Source organism: Paenibacillus sp. Negev47, from assembly GCF_058313655.1.
Genome location: NZ_CM177754.1, coordinates 220,813 through 244,834, shown reverse-complemented (window position 1 = coordinate 244,834; position 24,022 = coordinate 220,813). Strand labels below are relative to the sequence as shown.

Here is a 24,022-nt window from a genome sequence, read left to right as displayed (position 1 = left end):
TTACGTATTTGGGTTCACTGGAACAAGTTTCACCGACTTAATCTCATACGGTTTGAAGGTTAGTTCGAATGCTCCATTCGCACCAGCCAACGGATGGATCTCATCCTCCAACAGATTAATGGTAGATGCCTTGATTTCCTTTTCAGCCCACTGGACATGCACCGTTTCTCGACTTCCTGATGATTCATAGAAACGCAGCACCGTTCCCGAGCCATCTTCTGCAGCCTTAATTGCATCCAGAATGACATGCTCACTCTGGAACTGAACCCAAGCGTGTTCGGCTGGCAATGGACCGGAATGCTGACTCGCTGCCACAACTTCCACCGGATGATTAAGCTCCATCGCCCGGCGAACTACGGCGGCTTGTCGCCAATCGCCCTGATGGGGCAGGAATGAATACGTGAATTCATGATTGCCCTGATCGGCATGTTCATCCGGCCATTTCGGGGCACGGAGCAGGGACAGGCGGAGTGTGCGATCCTTGATGTCATACCCGTACTTGCAATCATTCAGCAAACTCACACCACTTTTGCCCTCTGAGATATCCGCCCAGCGATGCCCGCAGACCTCGAACTGTGCCTGTTCCCAACTGGTGTTGTTATGGGTCGGACGCTCCAGCGCTCCAAACGGGATTTCATAGGCTGCTTTGGCTGCCACCAGATCCACCGGAAAGGCCACCTTCAGCAGCTTATGACTCTCATTCCAGTTCACTTTCGTATGGAAATCAACCCGCCGCTGGTGGCGATGCAAAATGATATCCTGGCTGATCTCGGAGTGATTCAGCTTCCAGACAAAACGCAGTACATCTCGCGTAGCCCCGCGCTGTACAACCTCTCTGGAGATCAACTGCACTGCACCTGCCCGCTGGGATTCAAATCGTGGATCGATATCCCATGCATCCCAGTACGTCGGTTTGTCGTGGAAAAACTGCCACTCATTCGCCCGATCACCGGGCTTCAGCCAGTCGCGTCCTACCATTTTGTCATACCATCTGGTGATCTCTCCCAAGTCATTGAATTCAAGGGTATAGTACTCGGTGTCCCATGTGGAAGGGAAGGATTCATCTTCCCTTACTGAAAGGATAACATCCGGTGCCTCGCGCAGCCATATAGTTGTATACCCAAAGGCAGGAATCAATGGAACATGCACGAGCAGTGTATACTTGTCTTCCTTTTGCTCAAGATCACAGGCCAGACGGTTCCCTTGACGGTCAAATGCAGCCAATCCGGCGAGGCGGGCATCCCCTGTAATAGTGATATTCTCTCCACGTTCCCAACCAAGGCTGTTGAATATAATGTAGGGGAGACCATAGACTTCATCTGTTGCAATGTTCTCCGCAAGGTTATCCAGCGTTTCCCGCAGTGCGGATGTACCTAATGCAAATACCTTCGTGTACTCCTCGGTGGACGTTACGTATACTTCAGGAATCGACGTCCCCGGAATAATATCATGGAATTGGTTGAGCATGATCAGCTTCCAGCCTTCATCCAGGCCATTCTTTCTGTGTGCGGCGCAAGCTCCGGCAAACTGCCCCCAGATCTCCGCTTCCCGATACAATACCTCTGCCTTTCGGTTGCTACGTTTGTTCCTCGCATGAGTCGTGTACGTTCCGCGATGCAGCTCCAGGTACAAGTCCCCGTGCCATTTCGGCAACATCGGTTTATTTATTGATATGTCTTCAAAAAAAGCGCCTGCTGTGCTGAATTTGCTGATCGGCTGTCCCACCATAAAATGGGACCGCTCCGCAAACTCCACCATCTCATCGGTTACGCCACCACCCCCATCGCCATGTCCGTAAAGCAACATTTGCTCAGGGTGCACATCCTTTTGCTTGTATGATTGCCAATGTTCATCCACATCTTTGGGCCTTGTGTGCTCATTCACCCCATGATTCAGATAAGCCAGCACGGAAGTACCGTCAATGCCTACCCAGTCGAACAGGTCATAAGGGAACGCATTGGTATCATTCCAATTCAGCTTCGTGGTCATAAAATAAGGGATGTCTGCCAACTTAAGCATCTGCGGTAAGGAAGCACAGTAGCCGAAGGTATCGGGCAGCCATTCAATGTTGGATCGTTTGCCAAACTCCGCCTGATAGAAGTTCTGTCCATATAGAATCTGTCGAACCAATGACTCGCCGCTCGGAATATTCAGATCCGGTTCCACCCACATGCCTCCAACCAATTCCCAGCGGCCTTCGGCAATGCGGGCTTTCACTCGCTCGTACAGCTTCGGGTAATGATCCTTCACGAAGGCATACAGCTGCGGCTGGCTCTGGGAATACACAAAGTCTGGGTACGTGTCCATCAACGTACACATGGTCGAGAACGTGCGACTGGACTTGCGAACCGTCTCACGTACAGGCCACAGCCAGGCAATATCAATGTGGGATTGTCCAACCAGATGCATGAAGCCACTTCGATACTCCTCCGGGTCTTCCTGCTGTACCGACTGAGCCAATGCATGTTCGAAGTTCTGTATCCAGGCTGCATCACTCCACCGGTCTGGGTCATTGTACATCTCATCCATCACCTGATGAATGGCCTGAGTCAGTACCATCCGCTTGGGCTCCTTCTCGGTATATGCCCGGAGTGACTCCGCGAGTACCGTAACGCTGTACATCAGGCTCTGGAGTGGCTGGTTAACATGAACCAATGCTGCCCGGATGCCCCGAATCGGCGGCTGAATAACAGCTTGTCGGTTGAGTGGATCATGCGGCTCTGGAATCGGATCGTAGAGTTCAATCTCCAACTGCGGCGTATTCCCTACCCGACTTCTCGGCAGAGGTACGAATCCGTGATTTCGATCCAGTCCGTGATAAGGTATGCCATTCACCTTCAGCAGCCCTTCTCCTCCTGCTTCAAAGATCAACCCAACAGCCTGATCCTCCCAACTGTCCGGAATCTCCATACGTTTACTCAGAAAATATGTCGTTCCGTGTACGCTGTTGAGCGGATTCAAGCTTTGCATTGCCTTGTCTGTCTGCTCATCTTTATGTTCATATCCCTGTTCGTACTCGTATTCCCCTGGCCGAATGTATCTGGCTCTCTGCATCTCCCACGCTGGAAGCTCGATCGTATCCAGCCATTGCCGCTGCTTCAGATCTTCGATGAATCGCTGAATTCGAATCATACCTCCACCCCCACCTTCTGGATCTGCAGACTGCAAGCAGTCCATTCTGCGGAACTACGGCCAACCATGAGTCTGAACTCACCCGGTTCAACGACAGACTGGAGACGGGAGTCGACCAGTGCGAGGTGTTCTTTTTGCACAGGGAACGTAACGGTTTGGGTCTGTCCTGGCTCCAGATGGATTTTACGAAAACCTTTCAGTGACATTTCAGCCCGCGTGACCGAGGCCGACACATCGGTGATATACAACTGCACAACCTCGCTTCCCGCAACCGCGCCGGTATTCGTAATTTCCACCTGCACCTGTGCCTCATCTTCTGGCCCAATGACTTCTGGCACTACCCTTACATTCTCGTATTTGAACTCGGTATAGCTCAGTCCATATCCGAACGGATACTGCGGAGCCAGATCCATCTCCAGATACCGCTTGCCACGAGTGCGTTTGGCATGATAGTAGACTGGGAGTTGACCAACATGCTTGGGAATGGAGACGGTCAGGCGACCCGATGGGTTCACATCGCCAAACAGAATATCTGCAATTGCGTTACCGCCTTCCTGTCCTGGGTACCACGCTTCCACAATGGCATGTACATGCTCATCAATCCAAGGTTCAGCAATGGGACGGCCGTTAATATACACCACAATAACCGGTTTCCCCAACTTATGTACCTCCTGTACCAGCTCCAATTGAACACCCGTGAGATTCAGGGATGCCCGATCAATGCCCTCACCGCACTCCATGTCGTTCCATGGATCATCGGTTACCACAGACGCACCTGTCCGCAAGTCTATCGTACCTTCGCCAAAATCGCGGGCGCTGGAACCGCCCATCACCATCACGATGGCATCCGCCTGTTCCGCACAGTCGAGCGCTTGCGCAAAACCCTCTCTGGAGTCGCCTTTAATCCGGCAGCCGGGTGCGTACAGCACCTGACCCGAATCAGCGCCAAGCTTGCGCGTAATGCCATCCAGTACCGTGACGATCTGCTCTCTCGGCTGTGGTGAGGTATAGTCCCCAAGTTGGTTATAGATATGGTTCGCATTCGGACCAATGACGGCTACCTTCGTACCTGTTTTGAAGAGTGGCAAGGTAGCCCCTTCATTTTTCAGCAAAACAATTCCCTCTTGTGCAACTTCCCTCGCCAGCTGAATATGACCCTCACATCCGATAACCTGTTCTGCAAATTCAGGATCTACGAAAGGCTGTTCGAATAACCCGAGTCTGAATTTCATCTCCAACACTCGCCACACAGCCAAGTCCAGATCCTTCTCTTCGATCAGCCCCTGCTCCAACGCCTGACCGAGATGTTTGCGGTACATGTACCCGGACATCTCCATGTCTACCCCTGCCTGAAGGGACTGAGCCACGGCCTGCTCCCCGTTCTCAGCGGTGTTATGTCCATGGACCAGCATCTGAATGGCGCCAAAATCAGTAATCGCGAATCCTTCAAACCCCCACTGCTCACGCAGAAGGTCATTCAGCAGATACGTACTGGACGTGCAAGGTACGCCATCAATCTCGTTATACGCGGTCATGACAGAGCATGCTCCGGCTTCCACCGCTTTTTTGAACGGCAACAGATCTATTTCATGCAATTCACGTAATCCCATATGCACAGGTGCTGCATTACGCCCACCCTCCGAGCTGCCATAAGCCGCAAAATGCTTGAGTGTCGCGACAATCGTCTGGTTGGAATCGAGGCGATCACCCTGTAGTCCCTTCATCGCTTCTACTGCGAATTCACCAATCAAGTAGGGATCCTCCGCAAAACACTCCTCCGTCCGTCCCCATCTCGGGTCACGCACCACATCAAGCACTGGAGAGTAGGTTGCCGCTCCTCCCTGACTCCGGGTCTCCACAGCGATGGCTTCACACATCTTGCGGTATAACTCCATGTTCCACGTGCTGCCTACTGTTAACGGTACGGGAAACACAGTCGCTCCAATCGCCATATGTCCATGGGAACACTCTTCTCCAAACAAAATGGGAATGCCCAGCCGGGAATGCTCCATGGTATACTGCTGAATGACATTCGTCGCGACAGCCCCCTGCCGTGGGGACAGCCCCGTCTCAAGTGTCACTTCAGTCCATGGGTCGGCCCGAAGCACACCGTACAGAGAACCGACACCACCCTGTTCCATGTCCGCTTTGAACTCTTCCGTCACCTGTACTGTACCATCTGCTGCTTTATCATACGTCTTCCACCCCATCGGCTGAATGAGTTGTCCAATCTTCTCTGCTGTTGTCATCCGTCCGATCAGATCCTGAACCCGTTCCTGAATGGGAAGCGAAGCATCTTTATAGTCCATATGCACATTCTCCTTATGCGTTCGGAATTAGTTAGGCGCATTGCACTCACATGGCTTTGCGGTAGTCACTTGGTGCCACACCCACCACGTTCTTGAAAGCCCGGTTGAAGGAATTATAGTTCGTGTAACCCACTTCCTCACTGATCTCCTGAATAGCCTTATCGGTCTCCTGCATGAGCAACTTGGCTTTTTCGATGCGATGACTAATGAGCAGATCCACAAACTTCTCCCCAATCTCATCCTTGAAAAGCTTGCTCAGATACTTCGGATTAATATCGAATAGATCACTAAGGTAGTTCAGTGACAGATCGGGATTGTTGTAATGCTCTTCAATGTATTTGCGAATCTCCAGAATATGTGATCTGTGTTTTCGGGAACAATGCAGCGTCTGCATCTGCAGCTCCAGTTCCCGGAATCCTTCCCAGCAGAGCTCACGCAGATCGTCTAACGTCTCCCAGCCCTCAAGCCTTGGAAGAAGTGGAGTGAATATCGCTGCCCACGACTCCTGATACTCTCGTGGAAGTTCAGCGAATTCCCGATTGTAATGCTGAAATAACAATTGGATCGTATTCATAATCTCCTGACGGGACAGGACAGACTCACTAATCTGTTCAAATAGCCTTTCAAAATGCTTTTCCCACACATCGTCCGATAAGCGCATCGCCTGTACCAGCAATGAGATGGTCTTCAGGAACTCATACACATCATTGGTCGAATTCGGCACATCACTACAGGGAATGATGCGATTCATCCCCAGTACAGCCTTGTACTCCAGTGCGTGCACAGCCTCCTTCAATGAAGCTCTCAGTCCCCGAATATCGACGGCAACCCGACCAACACCGATGGTCACAGTGAAGTTCAGATACTGATCGATTCTATCCAGATATCCAGTGAGCAATTGATGTTCGGTCTCCTCAGCCTGTTCCATTTCCGGAATCCAGAGAATGGCGTACAGACGCTGATCGGAGATCCATTCAGCCCACACTTCCGTTCCTTCATGACGTGCACTCTCCTGCAGAATACTGGATAACACGAATTTTAGGAGGGATTGGTCCTGGTGATGATACTCCGTCACAAATGCATCATACCGATCCATCTCGACTACCATGACGGCCCAACGATGCTCCAGCTCAGGCAGTTTGAACTTCTTCATCTCTGCTGTCAGCTCGCTGCCCGTAAAGTCTCGTGTGCCTTCCAAGAGTTCCTGAAAGAACATTCTTTTCTGCAAAATCAGATTCTCTTCATGCTCCTCCTGATACTGCCTCGTCTGATCAATCATGCGTTCCAGTGTCGTATGGATGAATCGGAACTCATTCTCCTTGCCATAGTTCAGCCCCGATTGCTTCTGCGAAGAGACGGTCTGAATTAACGTGACAATCTGCTGAATTGGCTTATAGTTTCTGCGAGTCACATAGATCACCCATACCACCCCGATTAATACAACCACTACCGCAAAAGCAAACCAGATATTATAAAATTGCAGAGCCCATTTGACGATTTTTCCATTATTAAGACCTGTCTGCACCTTCCATCCGCTATAGCTTGACGTGAATTCGGAGAAGACTTCTCCCGACGTGGTTTTAGTGGAAGCTGTAACCCCTTCTGGCATGCTGCTATCCCACAGATTGCCGCCCGAACGGTTGAAGATGTTCACAAACGTAAATTCCGGATCATACATCTGCATGATGGATTTCCTCAGGGTACTCAAGTCCACGTTCGTGACCACAAGTCCTTGGCCATTCCCTACACTTCGCACAATCGTAATCACTTGCTCCGCTGCTTGCGAAGGAAAAGCCCGGAACGCTCGTGCTCCTGCCCACTTCTGTTCATCCCTTGACCGGCTGTCTGCAATAAATTCTGCATCCGGGAACTCTTCAATCGGGACAGCCTTCCCGTTACTGAAGACCGTGCCATCCCCGTATCGAACGAGATAAATCGAATCAATCAGCGGATACTCTATTTTCAATTCATCAACCACCTGGACCGCCTGAATGCCGGCATATACATCTTCGCTGCCAGATACCGAGAAATAATTCTTCAAGTTAGGGTTGGTCAAAATCTCACGCAGTACCTTGAAGTCGATGGAACGCAGGGAGTTGTCCAGATATTGCGTGACCTGGGAGGCCAGGAATTCATTGGCCTTGAGTGCTTCTCTACGATTCTGTTCATTGAATACCTGGAAGAAAATGAAGAATAGAATGGTCGTCACAATAAAGAAAACAGGCAGATACGATAACAGCAAACGCCTAAACCAATTGTTGTTCATCTCCGAGATCCCCCCACAACTGATTATACGCATGATGACAATCACAATTCCTCGCGTTGGTTGCATTTTCCCATAAATATTCAGTAAATGATATTGGATGACGTGGGGTTGTCATAGGAGAAGACCATCCCGGTCACGGGTGACAGACGGGACAGCCTCGATATTGATTCCTTCAACAATTATTGATTCTTCTCAATGGCACGCTGGTAGATCTCAAGGTAATTACTCAGTCCAAGGCCATCGAAGCCTTTGACATACGAATCCCATTCCTTATCAATGCTCTTGCTGCCAATAATGAACTGTGCCATATTCGTCTGCACATAATCCTTGATTGCGGTAGTTAGTTGTGCAGCTGATTCCGTATCCTCTGGTCGAATAAACACGTTCGCAGGGTACACTTCTTTGGGTCCATAAGGTTCATACACATTGGTTGCTTGAGCCAGACGTGTACCGTAACCCTCTGCTTCTAATGGATTCTGTCCTTCTGCAAACAAATTACGGAACGTGTTGGACAAGTCATGCGCTCCGATCTGTGACCAGCTCTCGTTCACAACGACGTTCGGATCACGCTCAGGCAGGTTGTAGTAGCTGTATTTGGCCGGCTCGCCATTGATGTTTTTCTCATCAGCATCTGCTTTCTTCCAGCCCTTGCCTTCGGTTGGACCATACTCCGCGTACAGTGCACCTTCCTCACTGAACATGTAGTCGACAATTTTGATGGCAGCAATCTGCTGTGCTTCTGTCGCTTTGTTCGTGATGGCAAACTCAAACTCACCTACGCTCTGTGTGGCGCCTGTCGTTTGCACCCCATCCGGTCCTTTCAATGGTGGAACGATCTCCCAGTGCTGGTGACGGGTGATGTCTTTGTCATAGGTATTCACGAGATAACTGACCAGCGCCGTCGTAATGGAGCCGACCACTTCATCGCCTTCCTTGTTGCCCAGTTGTCCGATTGCCTGATCATTTTGTGTAAAGGAAGCCGGATCAATCAGGCCATCTGCATACAGCTTGTTCATGTACTCCAGCCCTTTCTTCCAGCCTTCCTGATTAGCGGCAAAACTCACCTTGCCATCGTTCACGATCAGGTACTTGTCGTTATCATTGTAGATAAAGCTATTCATCAGGTAGGCATCAATGTTGCCATTCCATACATACTTGTTCGGTGCACCTGTAAGTGGAATCTCGTCCGCTTTCCCATTACCATTCGGATCTTGTGTCTTAAACGCCTTCAGAACTGTATACAGTTCATCTGTTGTGGTTGGCATTTTCAGACCCAAATTATCGAGCCACTCTGTGTTGATCCAGTATTTCTGTGCATACGTACAGTGGTAACATTCATTGAAGATCGGCAGCGCATAGATGTTGCCATCCGGTGCTGTGATGGCTTCTTTGAAGTATGGCTTCTCTTCAATAATCTTGGTCAGATTCGGACCATACTTCTGAATTAGGTCTTGTAGCGGAAGGAACACACCCTGTTTTCCATAGGTTTGAAGGTCTGAGGTGGTGAACTTGCCATGAAGAAACACTTCGGGATAATCACCACTAGCCAGCAGCAATTGTCTGCGATCCTGCAAAGCGTCTGTTGGGGCCAGATCCCATTTCAGGGTCACGTCGAACTTGTCTTCGATAAATTGGGTAAATTCATTCTCTTCCATGGACGCTTTGCCTTGCGGAGCAAAGAAGGTCATTGTGACAGGACCACCGCTCTCACCGCTACCGTCGCTACCACCCGATTCCTCGGATGAACTGCATGCGGACAACAAAGCCATCGAAGCAAAGACCAGAAACAACATCGAAATCCAAGATTTTCTCAATCTGACTCCTCCTTTTTGTTCATAACGGCAAATTATTGATTGTAGTGCAAGCATATTAAATCGACCCCGGAAGCCGGCGTGTTCACTCCACCTCCTTTCAAGAGGCAACCGGGCTTAATTCACAAGGATTAACCTTTGAGGGAACCAACCATGACCCCTTTGACAAAATGTTTCTGTACAAATGGATACATGATCAGAATGGGAATGCTCGCAACAACAATCAGTGCATATTTCAACACCTGCTCAAACCCTTGATCCCGCATCTGTTGGCTGGTGTTGGCAAGCATCGCCGGATCAGCCGCGTTCAGGATGAGCAGATTGCGAAGCACGTATTGCAGAGGGAACAACTTCTCGGAACGCAGGTAGATCAGTGCATCAAAGTACGCATTCCAGTGACCTACGGCATACATGAGTGTCATGACTGCCAGAATAGGCTTCGATAAGGGAAGAACCACGCTGACCAGATACCGGATATCCCGGCAACCGTCCATTTCTGCGGCCTCTCCAAGCTCTTCCGGGATGGAAGACTGGAAGAATGTTCTCGCCACGATGACCTGGAACACCGCGAGCGCCCCGGGCAGCCACATCGCCCAGCGTGTATCGAGCAGGTGCAAGTCCTTCATCAACAGGTAGGTGGGAATCAGACCGCCATCAAAGAACATCGTGATCATCATGAAAATGATGATAACCCCTCGTCCGTAGAACGACTTGCGTGATAGGGGATACGCCAGCATGACGGTCAGTGCCACGTTAATGAACGTGCCTACTACGGTGTAGATGATCGTGTTATAGAAACCGAGCATAAGCTGTTGGCTTTTGAAAATGGAGATGTACGCCTTGATATTAAAATCGACCGGGAACAGCCACACCTGACCGGATGTCACGGCTCGTGAAGAGCTAAACGAAGAACTGATGATATACAAGAGCGGGTAAAACACCGTTAGCAGTATGGCGAACAGAAAGATATAGTTGAATGTCATGAAAATACGATCACCGAGCGGGTCCTTGATCCGGTTACGATTAATCAGGTTGAACATGGATAAGCTCCTCCTTTACCACAAGCTGTTCTGAGATACTTTGCGGGATATGCCGTTGACGATAACCAGCAGGATCAGGTTGATAATGGAGTTGAAGAACCCTACTGCCGAGGAGAAGCTGAAATTTGCCCCGATGAGACCGACCTTGTACACATACGTGGAGATGACCTCCGAAGCGCTTGTGTTGAGCGGATTCTGCATCAGGTATATTTTCTCGAAGCCCACGCCCATAATGCTTCCCAGACTCAGAATCAGCATGATGACGGTGACTGGAACGAGTGTTGGAAGGTCGATGTGCCAGATTTTCCGAAGCCTTGATGCGCCGTCCATCTTTGCTGCTTCATAGAGAGATGGATCAACACCAGCAAGGGCGGCAATGTATATGATTGATGAATATCCCATGCCCTGCCAGACACCTGACCAGACATATATTGATTTGAAGTATTCGGGAATACCCATGAAGTTGGTCATCGGGAATCCGAGTAGTGTGAACAGCTTGTCTACCACGCCCACATGCGGGGAGAGCATCAGAATGATAATGGATACCATGACAACGGTAGAGATAAAATGCGGAGCGTAGGTAACCATCTGGACGGTCTTCTTAAAGTAACCCGTTCGAATCTCATTCAGCGCCAGGGCCAGCAGGATCGGAATGGGGAAACCCGCAATTAAGGAATAGAAGCTGATACCTATCGTATTCTTGATCAGTAGCCAAAAGTTTGGAGATTGGAAGAAGGCTTCAAAGTGTTTGAATCCGACCCACGGGCTTCCCCAGATTCCTTTGACTACACTGAAGTCCTTGAAGGCGATCTGGACACCCACCATAGGAATGTACTTGAAGATCAACAGGTACAACACCGGGGGCAGCACGAGCAGGTATAGCTCCCAGTGCTTCTTGAGGCTTTTGATGAATGGATGCTGCCGCTTGGGCTCCACATGCTTCCTCTGCTGGAGTTCCATCTTGGCGGGTATGCTTTCCGTAGCTCGACTCATTTGCGTCACTCCTTCTACACCTCAAGTGTAATAATACATTACATTTGCATCCCTTAAACATCCTTTTTTCTGTTCTTAATTCCTGTTTAACAAAGATGATGTAAACATTCATATCAGGTAGCGCTTTCTTGATTTGATAGTACCTCGTACAGTAATCTTTTATCAATTTGCAATTTTCTCCGACTTCTCTTTATTCTAAAAACCCTTATGTAGCAAGCGATTGCGGGCCATTTCTATTGGGAATTGTGTCCCTTATGTATGAATATAAAAATCCCGGAGGCTGCTATATCTCCCCCGGAATTAACATGGTATTCTATGCGCTTATGACCAATCTGAACGTGTATGTGATCGGTGCTGCACTGGTTGTAGCGGATTGTGGCAGTTCCACGAGAAGTCCGTCTTCTGTCTGCTGATACGAAAGTACGTCATCGGTGCCGACGAGTTCGATCCGCTCTACCTTTTCCAGATAAGGAATGATTAACTGTGGTTGTACGGTCTCATTCTCGTTTCGGTATATACGGAAGGCATATACGGTGTTGATGTCTTCTTTCTGCGTGAAAGCCCAATCTTTCGTAAAATAAGGCCCGCATATCCGGGTTCCATAGACACCTTCTCCGTGAGTACCCAGCCATTCACCGAGGCCCTTGATGCCTCGAATTGCCCCTTTTGGCAGACGCCCATCGGGTTGCGGTCCTACATTCAGTGCCAGGTTACCACCCTTGGACACGACTTCGAGTAGAATATGTGCCAGCTGTCTTCCCGTTTTATACTGATCATCGAATCCGAAGGCAAAGGAGTTGCCCACGGTAATACAACTTTCCCACGGAATATTCATCGGATGTTCCGGTATGGTCTGCTCGGGAGTAACGATATTCTCATACGGCCCACCCACGGTGCGATCTGCGGACAGAAGCCACGGCTGTGTGGTCTGACGCGCCCGTTCCACGACTTCACCCAGCCTGATATCCTGACCGTGGCGACCTTCGCGCACCCATCCAGCATCCAGCCACAGACATTCGATCCGTCCGTAATTCGTCAGCAGCTCCATGATCTGCTCATGTGTGAACTCTACGAATTTCTCCCACAGCCATGGATACTTATGGGGATCATACGAGGGCCCGCGCCACATATGACGTCCACGCTCCATGCCTGGTGCCCAGTAATACGGGGTATGCCAGTCCGCTTTGGAGAAGTACGCTGAGATGCCCAGTCCTTTGGCCCGGAAAGCGTCAAATAGCGCTCGACAGATGTCTGCATACTTATGGGTATGAAAAGGCGTGTCCTTACCCGTAATCCGGTAATCCGTCGTCTTGGTATCCCACATGCAGAAACCGTCATGGTGCTTGGTGGTAAACAGGAAGTATTTGAATCCGTTGTCTGCCGCCATCTGTGCCCATTCCTCGGGCTGGAAGCGAATCGGATTGAAGGTTTTGTTCAGATCGAAATATTCCCGTTTGAAATCTTCCATGTCATCCGTCCAGTCGATGTCATCGCGCGACCAATCGCCATCTTCGTCGCTCAGTGCCCAGGACTCCACGAGACCAAGCTGGGAATACGGCCCCCAGTGCATCATCAGCCCCAGCTTCTGGTCCTTGAACCACTCCAGCCGCTCATTCAGCAGCGGATCTTCTGGTTTGATCCACTCTTCCTCTTTGCTAAAATTGTGCACGCCGGCTTCCACGATCTGTTCTTCCTGCTCCAGTACGGTTTCTTTGGTTTCGCTCATCCTGATTCATCTCCTTTGGATTAGATAAAAGTTAAACCATACATGTTACGCCCGGTCACTCCAAGTGCAGTACCATCTTCTGATCGCTGTTATCCCCAGATTTCTTTCATTTCACTTTATAATTGTTGGAAATCCGGTGATAAAGGCGAGCGCTTCGCTTCTTCAGATTGGTTCTGCACTCTTCGTTTTGGCGTAAACGCTTAGTTTAACTATTAAGGGGCGTAGTAACTCCGTTATTTCGAGTGCAGTGCTATCTCCGATCATTATGGACCCGGATTTTCCTCTTCCCTCCAGGAAAAACCGGGGAGAAGAGCGAGCGCATTGCTGCTTCGGATTGGTTCTGCACTTTCCGTTTTGGCGTAAACGGTTCGTGTAACTATTAAGGGGCGTAGTCTGCACGTCGTTGTGAGTGTGGTAGCATTTTCGTAGTGCAATGCTACTTTTACAGTGTGATTTCGCGGCCTTGGCGTGCTGATTCGTAGATGGCGCAGAGCATTTTCATCACTTCGACGCCGTCCTCTACTGGGCTAAGTGTTTCTTTACGGCCCTGCGTGCTGTCGATAAAATGGTTGATTTCATTGCGGAACGAGCCCATAAAATCGAATGATTTGAAATCCACCTGCGGGGTCATGTTCAAAATGGTATTGAATTTCTCGCCAATGATCGAAATTTCCGGCTCTAGTTCAGCACCGCCTTTGTCACCATATAGCTTGACCGAGGTCTCATCCGCTTTGGCATGAAGCGTGAAGCTGACGTCCACGAGCAGGCTCGCACCGTTCTCGAAACGAATCAGGGCATTCGCCATGTCTTCAACGGTGTTCTGTTCTGCATCGTAGTCTGCTGCCTTATAGAACGACAGATTGTTAATGTTCGAGCGGTTCCCCAACCGGTTGGACACGTTAGCGGAGACGGACTTCACCTTCGGTCTGCCCATCAGATACCAGCAGATGTCGATCACATGCACCCCGATATCGATCAGTGGGCCGCCGCCGGAGCGGTTGATATCCGAGAACCAGCCACCCGGATTGCCCAGACGACGCAGACTGGAGGCTTTGGCATAATAGATCTCACCCAGTTCACCCTCGTCGATAAACTTCTTCAGAATCTGTGCATTGTCGCTATAGCGGCGAACAAAACCGACTTGCAGCAGCTTTTCGCTGCAGTGAACCGCCTTCTCTACCTCGAGCGCATCCTCCACCGTTTGGCAGAGTGGTTTCTCACATAACACGTTTTTACCCGCGTCCAGAGCAGCAATGCTAATCTCGGCATGCGAGTCGTTCCATGTGCAGATGCTGACGGAATGAATCTCAGGCAGTGCGAGCAATTCCTTGTAATCGGTAAACACGTGAGGTGCATCATATTTCTTCGCTACTTCTGCGGCACGTTCTGCATTCAGGTCGCAGATAGCGTATATTTCAACGTCCGGGTTACTGGCATAGGCTTGCAAATGGCAATCGGATATGGATCCGGCACCGATGACGGCGACTTTCAATTTGGACATAGTGCTGATTCCTCCATAAATAAAATAATTGAAGTTCTGCGGAGTAGACGTTACGGTTACGAATCGTTCTTCCGATCGCTCTTATCCCCAGATTTCTTTAATCCCCTTCTTCCAAAGGGGAAATCCGGTGATAAAGGCGAACACTTCGTTTCTTCAGAATCGATTTCGCCCCCTCCACTACTTTTCCTGACTGAACTAACTTTCTGTTTGAGCCATAAGTAACAAGTCATATTTCATATAAAACAAGTACTCAGCCCTATGCCTCTTCCCACAGGCGGCGGACGTTATCCATGGCAATGCGTGAGGCGGTTTTGCAATCCTCCATGCCTTCAAATTCAACCGAGATATATCCGTCATACCCGGATTGTTTCAACACACGGAATACCTCAGGCATGTCGATATCGCCTTGGCCCACAATGGCACCGCGCAGGTAGTTGCCATGCGAGGTTTGGAACCAGCCTTCACCGGGATTCCGGTAGGAAGGTCTCCAGTAGAAGTCTTTGGCGTGCACGATTGACGCGTACGGAATGTTATTTTTTACGGCACTCACCGGATCTTCATCCACACAGAGGAAATTGCCGACATCCAGCGTGGTCTTGAAGTTGCTCCGCGCCGTTTCGTGTAGCAAACGCTGAATTCGCTCACTCGACTGTACATAGTACCCATGATTCTCCACGCTTGTTGTAATTCCAAAACCCGCTGCATAATCGGCTATTCGCTGACACGCCTTCACCAGTACTGGCAGGTCGATCTCGAACTGTGCTACGGTTCCTTCTGATGCAGGGCGGAAAGCCACGTCATGACGCATTAGCTTCACGCCGAGCGCTGCTGCCACATCCACATGTCGCATCACATTCTGAATCTCTTGCTCCAACGTGTCGGCGTCCTCTTGCACAACAAAGTTAGCGCCAATAGCATAATTGGAAATGTCGATCCCGACCTCTTTTGCCACAGCTTTAATCTCATCAATTAATTCCGGATTATCAATCAAACTGAATCCCATCGGAACAATCTCCACATGCTCCCCGCCCTGATCAGCAATCCAGCGAATAGCATCCGGCACGGTTAATTCTTTGCGATCCAGTGCTTGTTGAAGACTGTAGGTGCTGAGTCCAACTTTCATTTTCCCTCATCCTCTCCTGTAGTCGATGTCCATACCCAACGTATACCTTTTTCCGGCGGACACGACAATTGCCAATAATCGTGTGGCTCTACTTTTTTCCTTTTCTAACCCAAATCCGGTGTATCCGCGAACGTTACGGCCAGTTCAGACGTCTGATGGAGCTCGAATATCATGATTTCATTCTCACCTTCATGAAGGAGTGGAGCAGGTACATACAACGTTTTTTGCGGACCTTTATTCCAGTATCGACCCAGGTTGAATCCGTTTACAAATACAACTCCCTTGGTCCAGTTATCCAGACGCAGAAAAGTATCTCTTACATCCGTGATATGAAACTCTCCTCGATAAAATGCTGGTCCCTGCGCTTCGTTAATTGCTTCGCTAATCATATCGCTGAATTGCAAACCCGACAGATCGGTTAAGGGCAGGCAATGAATCGTCCAATCATATAAAAATTGAAAGCCATGCCGCACCCCCTCCGTAATCCCCTTCGTATCTCTCAGATACGGGCCATAGTTGATTCGCCCCATATTTTCAACAAGAATCAATAGTTCTACGCCCTCTGGCGGCACTTCAAAGGATACCGACAATGTTGTATTGCCGCGTTCCAGAACACCCTGAAATTGCCCATCCACAAACACAAGCGCACGGTCACGCACCTCTTGAACCACCAGTTCCTGTCGCTCTCTGGACCCGGATATCCGGGTTTGATAACCAATAAAGCCATAATCCTGACCCAGCTTCTCCATCGGTTCCGGATTCGTACGTTGTACCGGGACTGATATCCGGTCCAAATGCGCCAGTAATGATGCCTGCTGGGTCAACTCCACTCGCCCATAGGCGATGGTCCCCTTCGGTTCTGGGAGCACAAGCTCACCCATATCTTCGTTGCTATACCGAGCAATAAGATCACGCACCGCATGGAATTTCGCTGTCGGCTCCCCGGATTCACTAAGCAGTGAATCGTAGTCGTAACTTGTAATCGTTGGTTCGTATTGATCCTTCTGCTGACAGTTCGCCCCGTTGTAAAATCCGAAGTTCGTTCCGCCGTAGAACATATAAAAGTTAACCGTAGCCCCTGCTCGAAGCATCTCCTCAAACACACCAGCCACATCTGCGGCTTCTCGGGTATGATGTGACTCTCCCCAGTGGTCGAACCAGCCGTTCCAGTACTCCATGCACATCAAAGGTTCGTCTGCCTGATATTCACGCAGCTTGGCGAACGCTCCCTCCGTCCCTGATCCAAAATTGACCGTAGCCAGATGCCCTGGCACTGATCCCGCTTGCAGCATGTGGTCTGTCGGTCCATCTGAAGTAAATAACAACACATCCATACCGCGCTCCACCATGCCATCACGTAAATATCGCAGGTAACTCGCGTCATTCCCGAAGCTGCCGTACTCATTTTCAATCTGCATCGCGATGATCGGCCCGCCATTGGTGCTAAGAAGAGACTTTAATTTAGGCAAAAGCACATCATAATAACGATCCACATTAGCTAGAAATTTTGCATCATTACACCGAAGATGGATGTCATCATCCGCGAGCAACCAGGAAGGCAATCCGCCAAACTCCCACTCGGCACATATATAAGGACTTGGGCGAACAATCACATGTAGACCCACATCTCCTGCAATGCGAATAAAACGCTCCAAATCAGCCATGCCTTCAAAAGAATACTGCCCGGGCTGCGGCTCATGGACATTCCACGGCACATACGTTTCCACTGTATTGAAACCGCAGGCTTTCAACTTAAGTAGTCGATCCTCCCAATATTCGGGGACCACTCTGAAATAATGAATTGCACCCGAAATAATCCGAATAGGCTCGCCATCATACATGAATTGAGACCCTTTATACGTCAGCACGGACATTTTACACAACTCCTTGTTCGCTCAGATATATGCCTAACCCGGACAACGTAGGGTGCCATCTGGATTCATGAATGGTTAATCGTATCCTTCTCGATGTGACCTGTCGGAAACAGCAAATTCGCTTATACCCCACCACTGTCCCCGTGTAGAACGCTTCCCAACCACCATCCGCCCTCTGTGACTCCAGTGTAAAATGCTCAATCCGTTGGCCTGTCTGAATATGCTCCATCAGCACCACCCGGTCAAATGATCGTTCCTCCTGCAAATCCAGCTCGATCCAAGCCTGCTCCGTTCCTTCGTTCGGACACCAATACGTATCCCTGTCTTCCGTCAGCACCTCCGATACGGCATGCTGTTCATCCATCGTCTCCGATGCTTCTACCAGCGCCTGCAAGGCCAAATTTTCCTGAAAAATGGTACGCAGCGAATCTCCCAATTCCTGTAGTCGCTCCACATCCCGTTCGTGAATGAGACCACGCGTATCCGGTGGCAGATTGAGTAAAAAGGTGGCGTTGCCCCCCACTGCGCCGTAATAGACGGAGAGCAGTTCTTCCAATGTTTTGACCTGATCATCTTCACTGGCATGATAGAACCATCCTGGGCGAATCGAGGTATTCACCTCGGCAGGGTACCAGATCAGTTGGTCCCCTTGGGAACGAATGACCTCTCGGCTTCCCAAATCACTGTCCTGCGTATTCATCTTTCTGGCAAACTCACCATCATCCACCTGCTGCGATTGCTCTTGAATCTTCTCATTATCCTGCATATGTGCTGGTACAACGCTCCATTCCGATTCCCGCGTATGTCCCGCTTCATTACCACACCAGCGAACATCCGGACCACATACCGAGATGACAGCTTCAGGCTGGAGCTCACGAATAAGCGCATAATATGCGTCCCAGTCATAGACCTGCCTTTTGCCATTTGGACCCTCCCCACACGCTCCGTCGAACCATACACAGAAGATATCGCCATAATTCGTAAGCAGCTCGCGTAACTGTTGGAGGAAAAACTCGTTATACCTTGCCGAATCTCCGTAGGAGGCTTCATGCCGATCCCAAGGAGAAAGGTACACTCCAAACTTCAATCCACCCTCACGGCAGGCATCGGCGACTTCCCGAACCAAATCCCCCGCACCGTTCCTCCACGGACTGGCTGCAACCGTGTGCTCTGTAAACTGGCTGGGCCACAGACAGAATCCATCATGATGCTTGCACGTCAAGATTAGCCCATTCATCCCCGCAGCCTTGCATGCCTGCACCCATTGCGCTGCGCTCAGTTCAGAAGGATTGAAGATGACCGGGTCTTCCTCCCCAGTTCCCCATTCCCGATCCGTGAATGTATTTACCGTAAAATGAATAAACGCGTAGAACTCCATCTCCTGCCATCTCAATTGGCGTTCAGATGGGCTGACCTGTGCTGCGGCCTTAATCCATTCGGCTGGCTGCAATCCATGATTCATGGCGTATCACTCCTTCAAATCGTAGGGTTGAATGGCACGTAACAATTGCTGCTTGGCTTCTGCGACCATTTGTGGATCAATGGGAAGTTCGAAGCTACCTTCATACCGCACGCCTGATCCCATATGTATCTCTGTAATACCTGTTTGTTTTACGAGAGTTTGTATCCCGTCTACGGTTACCCCTGCGCCAGCCATAACGATGATATTCAATGCCTGCCCCAGTTCCTGAAGCTGTTTCAGTTCCAGCATGGCTTCGGGCGCTGCCCGCTTCCCTCCTGATGTAAGCACGCGCTCCACGGTGCCCAATGCGTTAATGGCCTTGAGCGTCTCAGTCAGGCTTGCACTCACATCAATTGCACGATGAAACGTAACGCCCAACCCCTGAGCTTCGGCCATACATAATTGCAAGGTTATGAGGTCCACTTCCGCATCTTCTGTCAGAGCACCGATCACGATGCCAGCGGCTCCAAGTTCCCTCGCCACGCGTATATCTCGAGTCATCGCGTGGATGTCATCTGTGCTATAGCGGAACGAGCGGCTATGTGGACGGATCATGACATACACCGGGATGGATACTTGGGACACCACATGCTCAATGAGGCCATAACTGGGAGTAAGCCCTCCTTCGGACATCGCTGACACCAATTCAATCCGATCTGCCCCTCCCTCCTCAGCTGCCTTGGCATCTGCCACATCCACAGCGATGACTTCCAATACAGGCTGTCTTTTCATAAGGATCGCTCCCTTCCTCCATATTAATCATAAGACGCGCTCACATCAGAAATGCTTAACCCGCTTTCTCATCCGATCGTTCCAGCATCCATGAATATGATCGTACTGGTACACTACACCGCTCCATGACATAAAGGACCGACAAAGTGCATCATCAGTGCTCCTGCGGTCCTTCTTCATCATTATGGGCAACGTTCAGCTTCCAGATCGCAATCTGCAAAGGCTGACCTTCCTGAAAGATATATGGTTTGTCGGCAATGATCTTCATGAATGGATTCTCCTTTGTGACCGGAATAGGGATGGCAAATAGAGAGTGCAACGGACACCAGTACCTTGTCTCATTGAATTTTGTTATTTTTGTTATCTATAATGTTATTATTTATTAGCAATAGTCTAAAACGTTAGGATCAGAACGTCAATACAAAAAAAGACACCCGTAGGTGTCTTCATGTCTTGGATAACCTTCTAGGTTATCCGAGCTTTTTCTATTTTTTACGCCGAGCCTTCGTCATTCGATTAAACATGATCAGTGCAGCAATCAACATGGCAATCATGGCAATATTACTCGCTGCTTCTTGTGATAAGCCGAACAGAACTCCCAGGTTGGTCACCAAGCTTCTCACAATCAGCGCTACCACAACCAGCAGGATTGGACTCAAAAAATTATAATTTCTCATTCTTCGCAACACCCCTGACCCCATTGTTCAGAACTACGAATCTCATAACACTATCATAACAGTAGCTATTCTGTGTTACAACAAAGGACACCCGCAAACAGTGTCCTTTGTCATACTAACGTATTCTACTTTTGATGACAGAACAACCTTTCGATTGCTGTTATCACCTGATATGTTTTACACCTGTTTGAATTCGATCCAGTCAATCTGGAGGCCTGGTTTCGTGAAGTCCAGTTTCAATTCATACAGTCCTGCTTCAAGGTCTACTTTGACAAGTTTCTGTCTGATCCATTTGCCTTCCGTACCATTCGTTTGGATGGTAGTCACCAACTGGTCGTTCAGGAGCAGATTACATGCACTTTGAGCGAGTTCCGGCTCTGGGGACATGATCTGTACGATAATCCGATAATGGCCTGCCTCGTCCACTTTCATGTAGACAGGTTCAGTTACTGCAGGTTTCACCTGTGCGTTCTCAACCAGCGCCTGAGCTTGTGCAGCAGATAGGGAGGCATTCGCTTGGAACGAAGCGACGTTCTCCACGATCTCGTGTTTTCTGCCGGACACCGGTGCATTCATGATGAACTTGCAAATGTTGATCGCCGAGCGTTGCAGCTCTCCACGAGTCAATGTTCCATTTTCCAAAGATTCAATCGTATTATCGTCCCAGCCGTTGATCTCTGCGCCGTAGTTCGGTACAACCATGTAAAGGTCATTCTGGGCACGGATCATCCAGTTGGTGTATTTGCGATCAGCCTCTCCGCCTTCGGTCACATCATTCATAATGGCCCACCAGTCCGTCATTACAATACCCTCAAAATTCCATTCTCCGCGCAAAATCGTGGTGTTCAGGTCGTAATTGGATGCCGCCCAGTGCCCGTTAACCGGGTTGTAGGAGGTCATGATGGAGTTCGCTCCGCCTTCTTTTACAGCGATTTCGAACCCTTTCAGGTAAATTTCACGCAGTGCACGCTCAGAGACAACGGCATCTACTTTGCTACGGTGTTTCTCCTGGTTGTTGCAGGCAAAGTGTTTCAGTGTGGCATTGGAACCACCCTTCATAATACCTTTCGTACATGCTGCCGCAAATACACCCGATATCAGTGGATCTTCGGAGAAGTATTCAAAGTTCCGGCCATTGAGCGGGCTCCGGCGGATATTGAGTCCAGGTCCGAGCAGGGTATCCACCTGATTTCTCAGCAGTTCCTGTCCTTCCATCACATACAACTCTTCAACGAGATCCTTGTTCCATGTCGCCGCAAGCAACGTACCAATGGATACCTGTGTTGCCTTCTCGCCACTATCCATACGAATACCGGACGGGCCATCTGCCGTACATGCTACCGGAATACCGTAGTTAAACAGACTGTCGCTGACACCACCAAATGCGGATGCCGTTCCCGAAGTAACGAGCGGGCTGCTCATGCCTTCGCCTCGGATAATTGCCGCCAGATCCTGATCACTCAGTTGAGCGATGAAGGCTTCCAGACTCACTTTGCCAGCCTTAACGTCACTCAGCTTGTAGCCCTGATTACCCGTCTGCTCCAGCGGTTGCGGGAGATTCTCTTCAATCCGATTCGCCATAGATACCTTACGCTTCGGCACTTCGGCATAAGTCAGTTCATATGATCCATCTTCCTTGCGCAGACCCGGTTTCATCCGTGTAAAGTCTTCGGTTGGTGCCATCGCTTCTTGCAGCTGCTCCACCAATTGAAGGGATTCAATAACATATCCATCCTGGCCATCGATGCTGATGTGCTGCACTTGTTTCACGCTGGTTCCTACATGCAGTCGGTATGTGCCTTCTTCCAATACGTACGCGGAAGCAAGACCTGTAACACCCGCATCATCATAGGATGCCATGGCATGAATCGGGAAGCTGATCGTCAGAAGTTCTGACTCGCCCGGCTGCAACAATCCTGTTTTGCCAAAAGCCACCAAAGCCTTCACCGGTTGTCCCAGTTTGCCTTGTGGTGCTTCATAATAGACCTGTACAACCTCTTTGCCCGCATATGTTGTACCTGAGTTGGTCACATTCACACGTACTTCGATGTAGGTTTCGCCGTCTTTGGACACTGACTTCGCTTCTTCATGCTGGGTCAAAAACGTCGTATAAGACAGGCCGTAACCAAATTCATACTGTACTCGCTCAGGTCGAAACGTTTCGAAATAACGATATCCTACATAGATATCTTCCTGATACAGGTTCTTGAACTCATTGCCATAGTTGCTGGTCGAAGGGTAATCTTCGATGGAATATGCAATCGTATCTGTCAGTTTACCACTCGGTGTAACGTCGCCGGCCAGCACATCGGCAATCGCATTGCCACCCTCCATACCGCCATGCCAAGAGTAAATTACGCCTTGGATCGGATGTAGATACGTTTCATTTAACCAGCTCATGTCGATGATATTCGAGACATTCAGCACGACAATTGTGTGTTCGAACTGCGAAGTGATTTGTTTCAGCATCGCTTTCTCATCTTCTGTTAGTTGGTAACTTCCTGGCGCATCCGCATTATCCTGATCTTCTCCCGCTGTACGTCCAATTACGATAATGGCTTTGCTGGACGTGCTTCTGGCCTGTGCAACCAGTTCATCTGTCAAAGGCATTTCTTTCTGATTCCATGGCTCGGCTGCCCATACTTTTCCGCCATCATCGAATGGATTTTCCTCAATCCACTTCTCATAGACAGCTGCAAGCTCTTCATTGACCGTTATATTCTTTTTGCTGCGAAGACCATCTAGCAGATTCGTTGTATAAGCCACATGTACACTACCGCCTGAACCTGTACCACTGCGATAATAATTGACTTGAATTCGACCAAAAACTGAAACGTTTTCGTTTTCGCGAAGCGGAAGCACTTGGCCTTCATTTCTGAGTAAAACGGCTCCTTCTGCGGCAACTGTACGACTAAACTCTGCAAACCCTTCCAATGGAACTCCGATTTGATGTGTGCTCAATGATTTCCCTCCTGATTGTCATCCCCATATCTACGAATCGCTATATATAAAATGAACTAACAAAACGTACACTCGGCCACTACTATGACAGAACAACCCTTCGATCACTCTTATCCCCCGTTTTCTTGATTCCCTTTTCGTAAGGGAGAAATCCGTTGATAAAGGCGAACGCTTATGCTTCTTCAGGTTATTTCTGTCCTCTCCGTTTTCATGTTTGTTTCTTACACTCATTTTATAAAAAGATATTCTATGATCTGGTAGATTCACTTGTACATAGTCTCATATTAACAGATTCTATAGAAGAAATTAAATTAGATTTGCGCTTAATTTATATTATGAAGGCTTGTCCATGATTAGTGGCATAACAAAAAGTCACGGACGCCTGTTGTCCGTGACTTTTCTTCATTTTAGATTA

14 protein-coding genes are annotated in these 24,022 nt (G+C 49.3%); all 14 read right to left on the bottom strand.

All coding sequences use genetic code 11. From position 1 onward, the window contains the following. Complete coding sequence (locus AC4G47_RS01115; RefSeq protein WP_491104384.1) at window positions 1-3,132, bottom strand: alpha-mannosidase; 3,132 nt, start codon at window positions 3,130-3,132, stop codon at window positions 1-3. After that, window positions 3,129-5,441 carry a glycoside hydrolase family 3 N-terminal domain-containing protein gene (locus AC4G47_RS01110; protein ID WP_491104382.1) on the bottom strand — a complete coding sequence of 771 codons (2,313 nt, stop codon included), beginning with the start codon at window positions 5,439-5,441 and terminating at the stop codon, window positions 3,129-3,131. The genes AC4G47_RS01115 and AC4G47_RS01110 overlap by 4 nt, the downstream gene beginning before the upstream one ends. 46 nt (window positions 5,442-5,487) lie before the next feature. After that, complete coding sequence (locus tag AC4G47_RS01105; protein ID WP_491104380.1) at window positions 5,488-7,707, bottom strand: helix-turn-helix domain-containing protein; 2,220 nt, start codon at window positions 7,705-7,707, stop codon at window positions 5,488-5,490. 179 nt (window positions 7,708-7,886) lie between these two features. Then, window positions 7,887-9,521, bottom strand: coding sequence for a type 2 periplasmic-binding domain-containing protein (locus tag AC4G47_RS01100; protein WP_458124917.1), 1,635 nt, complete (start codon window positions 9,519-9,521; stop codon window positions 7,887-7,889). Between the two features lie 128 nt (window positions 9,522-9,649). Further along, the gene (locus tag AC4G47_RS01095; RefSeq protein WP_458124916.1) at window positions 9,650-10,558 is read right to left on the bottom strand and encodes a carbohydrate ABC transporter permease; all 909 of its coding nucleotides are present in this window, start codon (window positions 10,556-10,558) and stop codon (window positions 9,650-9,652) included. Between the two features lie 15 nt (window positions 10,559-10,573). Beyond that, complete coding sequence (locus AC4G47_RS01090; protein WP_105602244.1) at window positions 10,574-11,551, bottom strand: ABC transporter permease; 978 nt, start codon at window positions 11,549-11,551, stop codon at window positions 10,574-10,576. Window positions 11,552-11,864: 313 nt separating this feature from the next. After that, window positions 11,865-13,277, bottom strand: coding sequence for an alpha-L-fucosidase (locus tag AC4G47_RS01085; RefSeq protein ID WP_491104378.1), 1,413 nt, complete (start codon window positions 13,275-13,277; stop codon window positions 11,865-11,867). 442 nt (window positions 13,278-13,719) lie between these two features. Beyond that, entirely contained in the window at window positions 13,720-14,778 is a 1,059-nt protein-coding gene (locus tag AC4G47_RS01080; RefSeq protein ID WP_491104376.1) for a Gfo/Idh/MocA family protein, read from the bottom strand. Between the two features lie 256 nt (window positions 14,779-15,034). Then, complete coding sequence (locus AC4G47_RS01075) at window positions 15,035-15,901, bottom strand: sugar phosphate isomerase/epimerase family protein (RefSeq protein ID WP_491104375.1); 867 nt, start codon at window positions 15,899-15,901, stop codon at window positions 15,035-15,037. Window positions 15,902-16,005: 104 nt separating this feature from the next. Then, window positions 16,006-17,775 (bottom strand): glycoside hydrolase family 35 protein, encoded by a 1,770-nt coding sequence (locus tag AC4G47_RS01070; RefSeq protein WP_491104374.1) that lies wholly within the window; start codon window positions 17,773-17,775, stop codon window positions 16,006-16,008. 1 nt (window position 17,776) lies between these two features. Further along, window positions 17,777-19,237 (bottom strand): alpha-L-fucosidase, encoded by a 1,461-nt coding sequence (locus AC4G47_RS01065; RefSeq protein WP_491104373.1) that lies wholly within the window; start codon window positions 19,235-19,237, stop codon window positions 17,777-17,779. 6 nt (window positions 19,238-19,243) lie between these two features. Next, a complete protein-coding gene (locus AC4G47_RS01060) occupies window positions 19,244-19,969 on the bottom strand; it encodes a copper homeostasis protein CutC (protein WP_491104372.1) in 726 nt (241 codons plus the stop codon). Window positions 19,970-20,454: 485 nt separating this feature from the next. Beyond that, entirely contained in the window at window positions 20,455-20,646 is a 192-nt protein-coding gene (locus tag AC4G47_RS01055) for a hypothetical protein (RefSeq protein WP_145326365.1), read from the bottom strand. Window positions 20,647-20,823: 177 nt separating this feature from the next. Continuing rightward, a complete protein-coding gene (locus AC4G47_RS01050) occupies window positions 20,824-23,607 on the bottom strand; it encodes a glycoside hydrolase family 3 C-terminal domain-containing protein (protein ID WP_491104370.1) in 2,784 nt (927 codons plus the stop codon). Window positions 23,608-24,022: the final 415 nt, after the last annotated feature.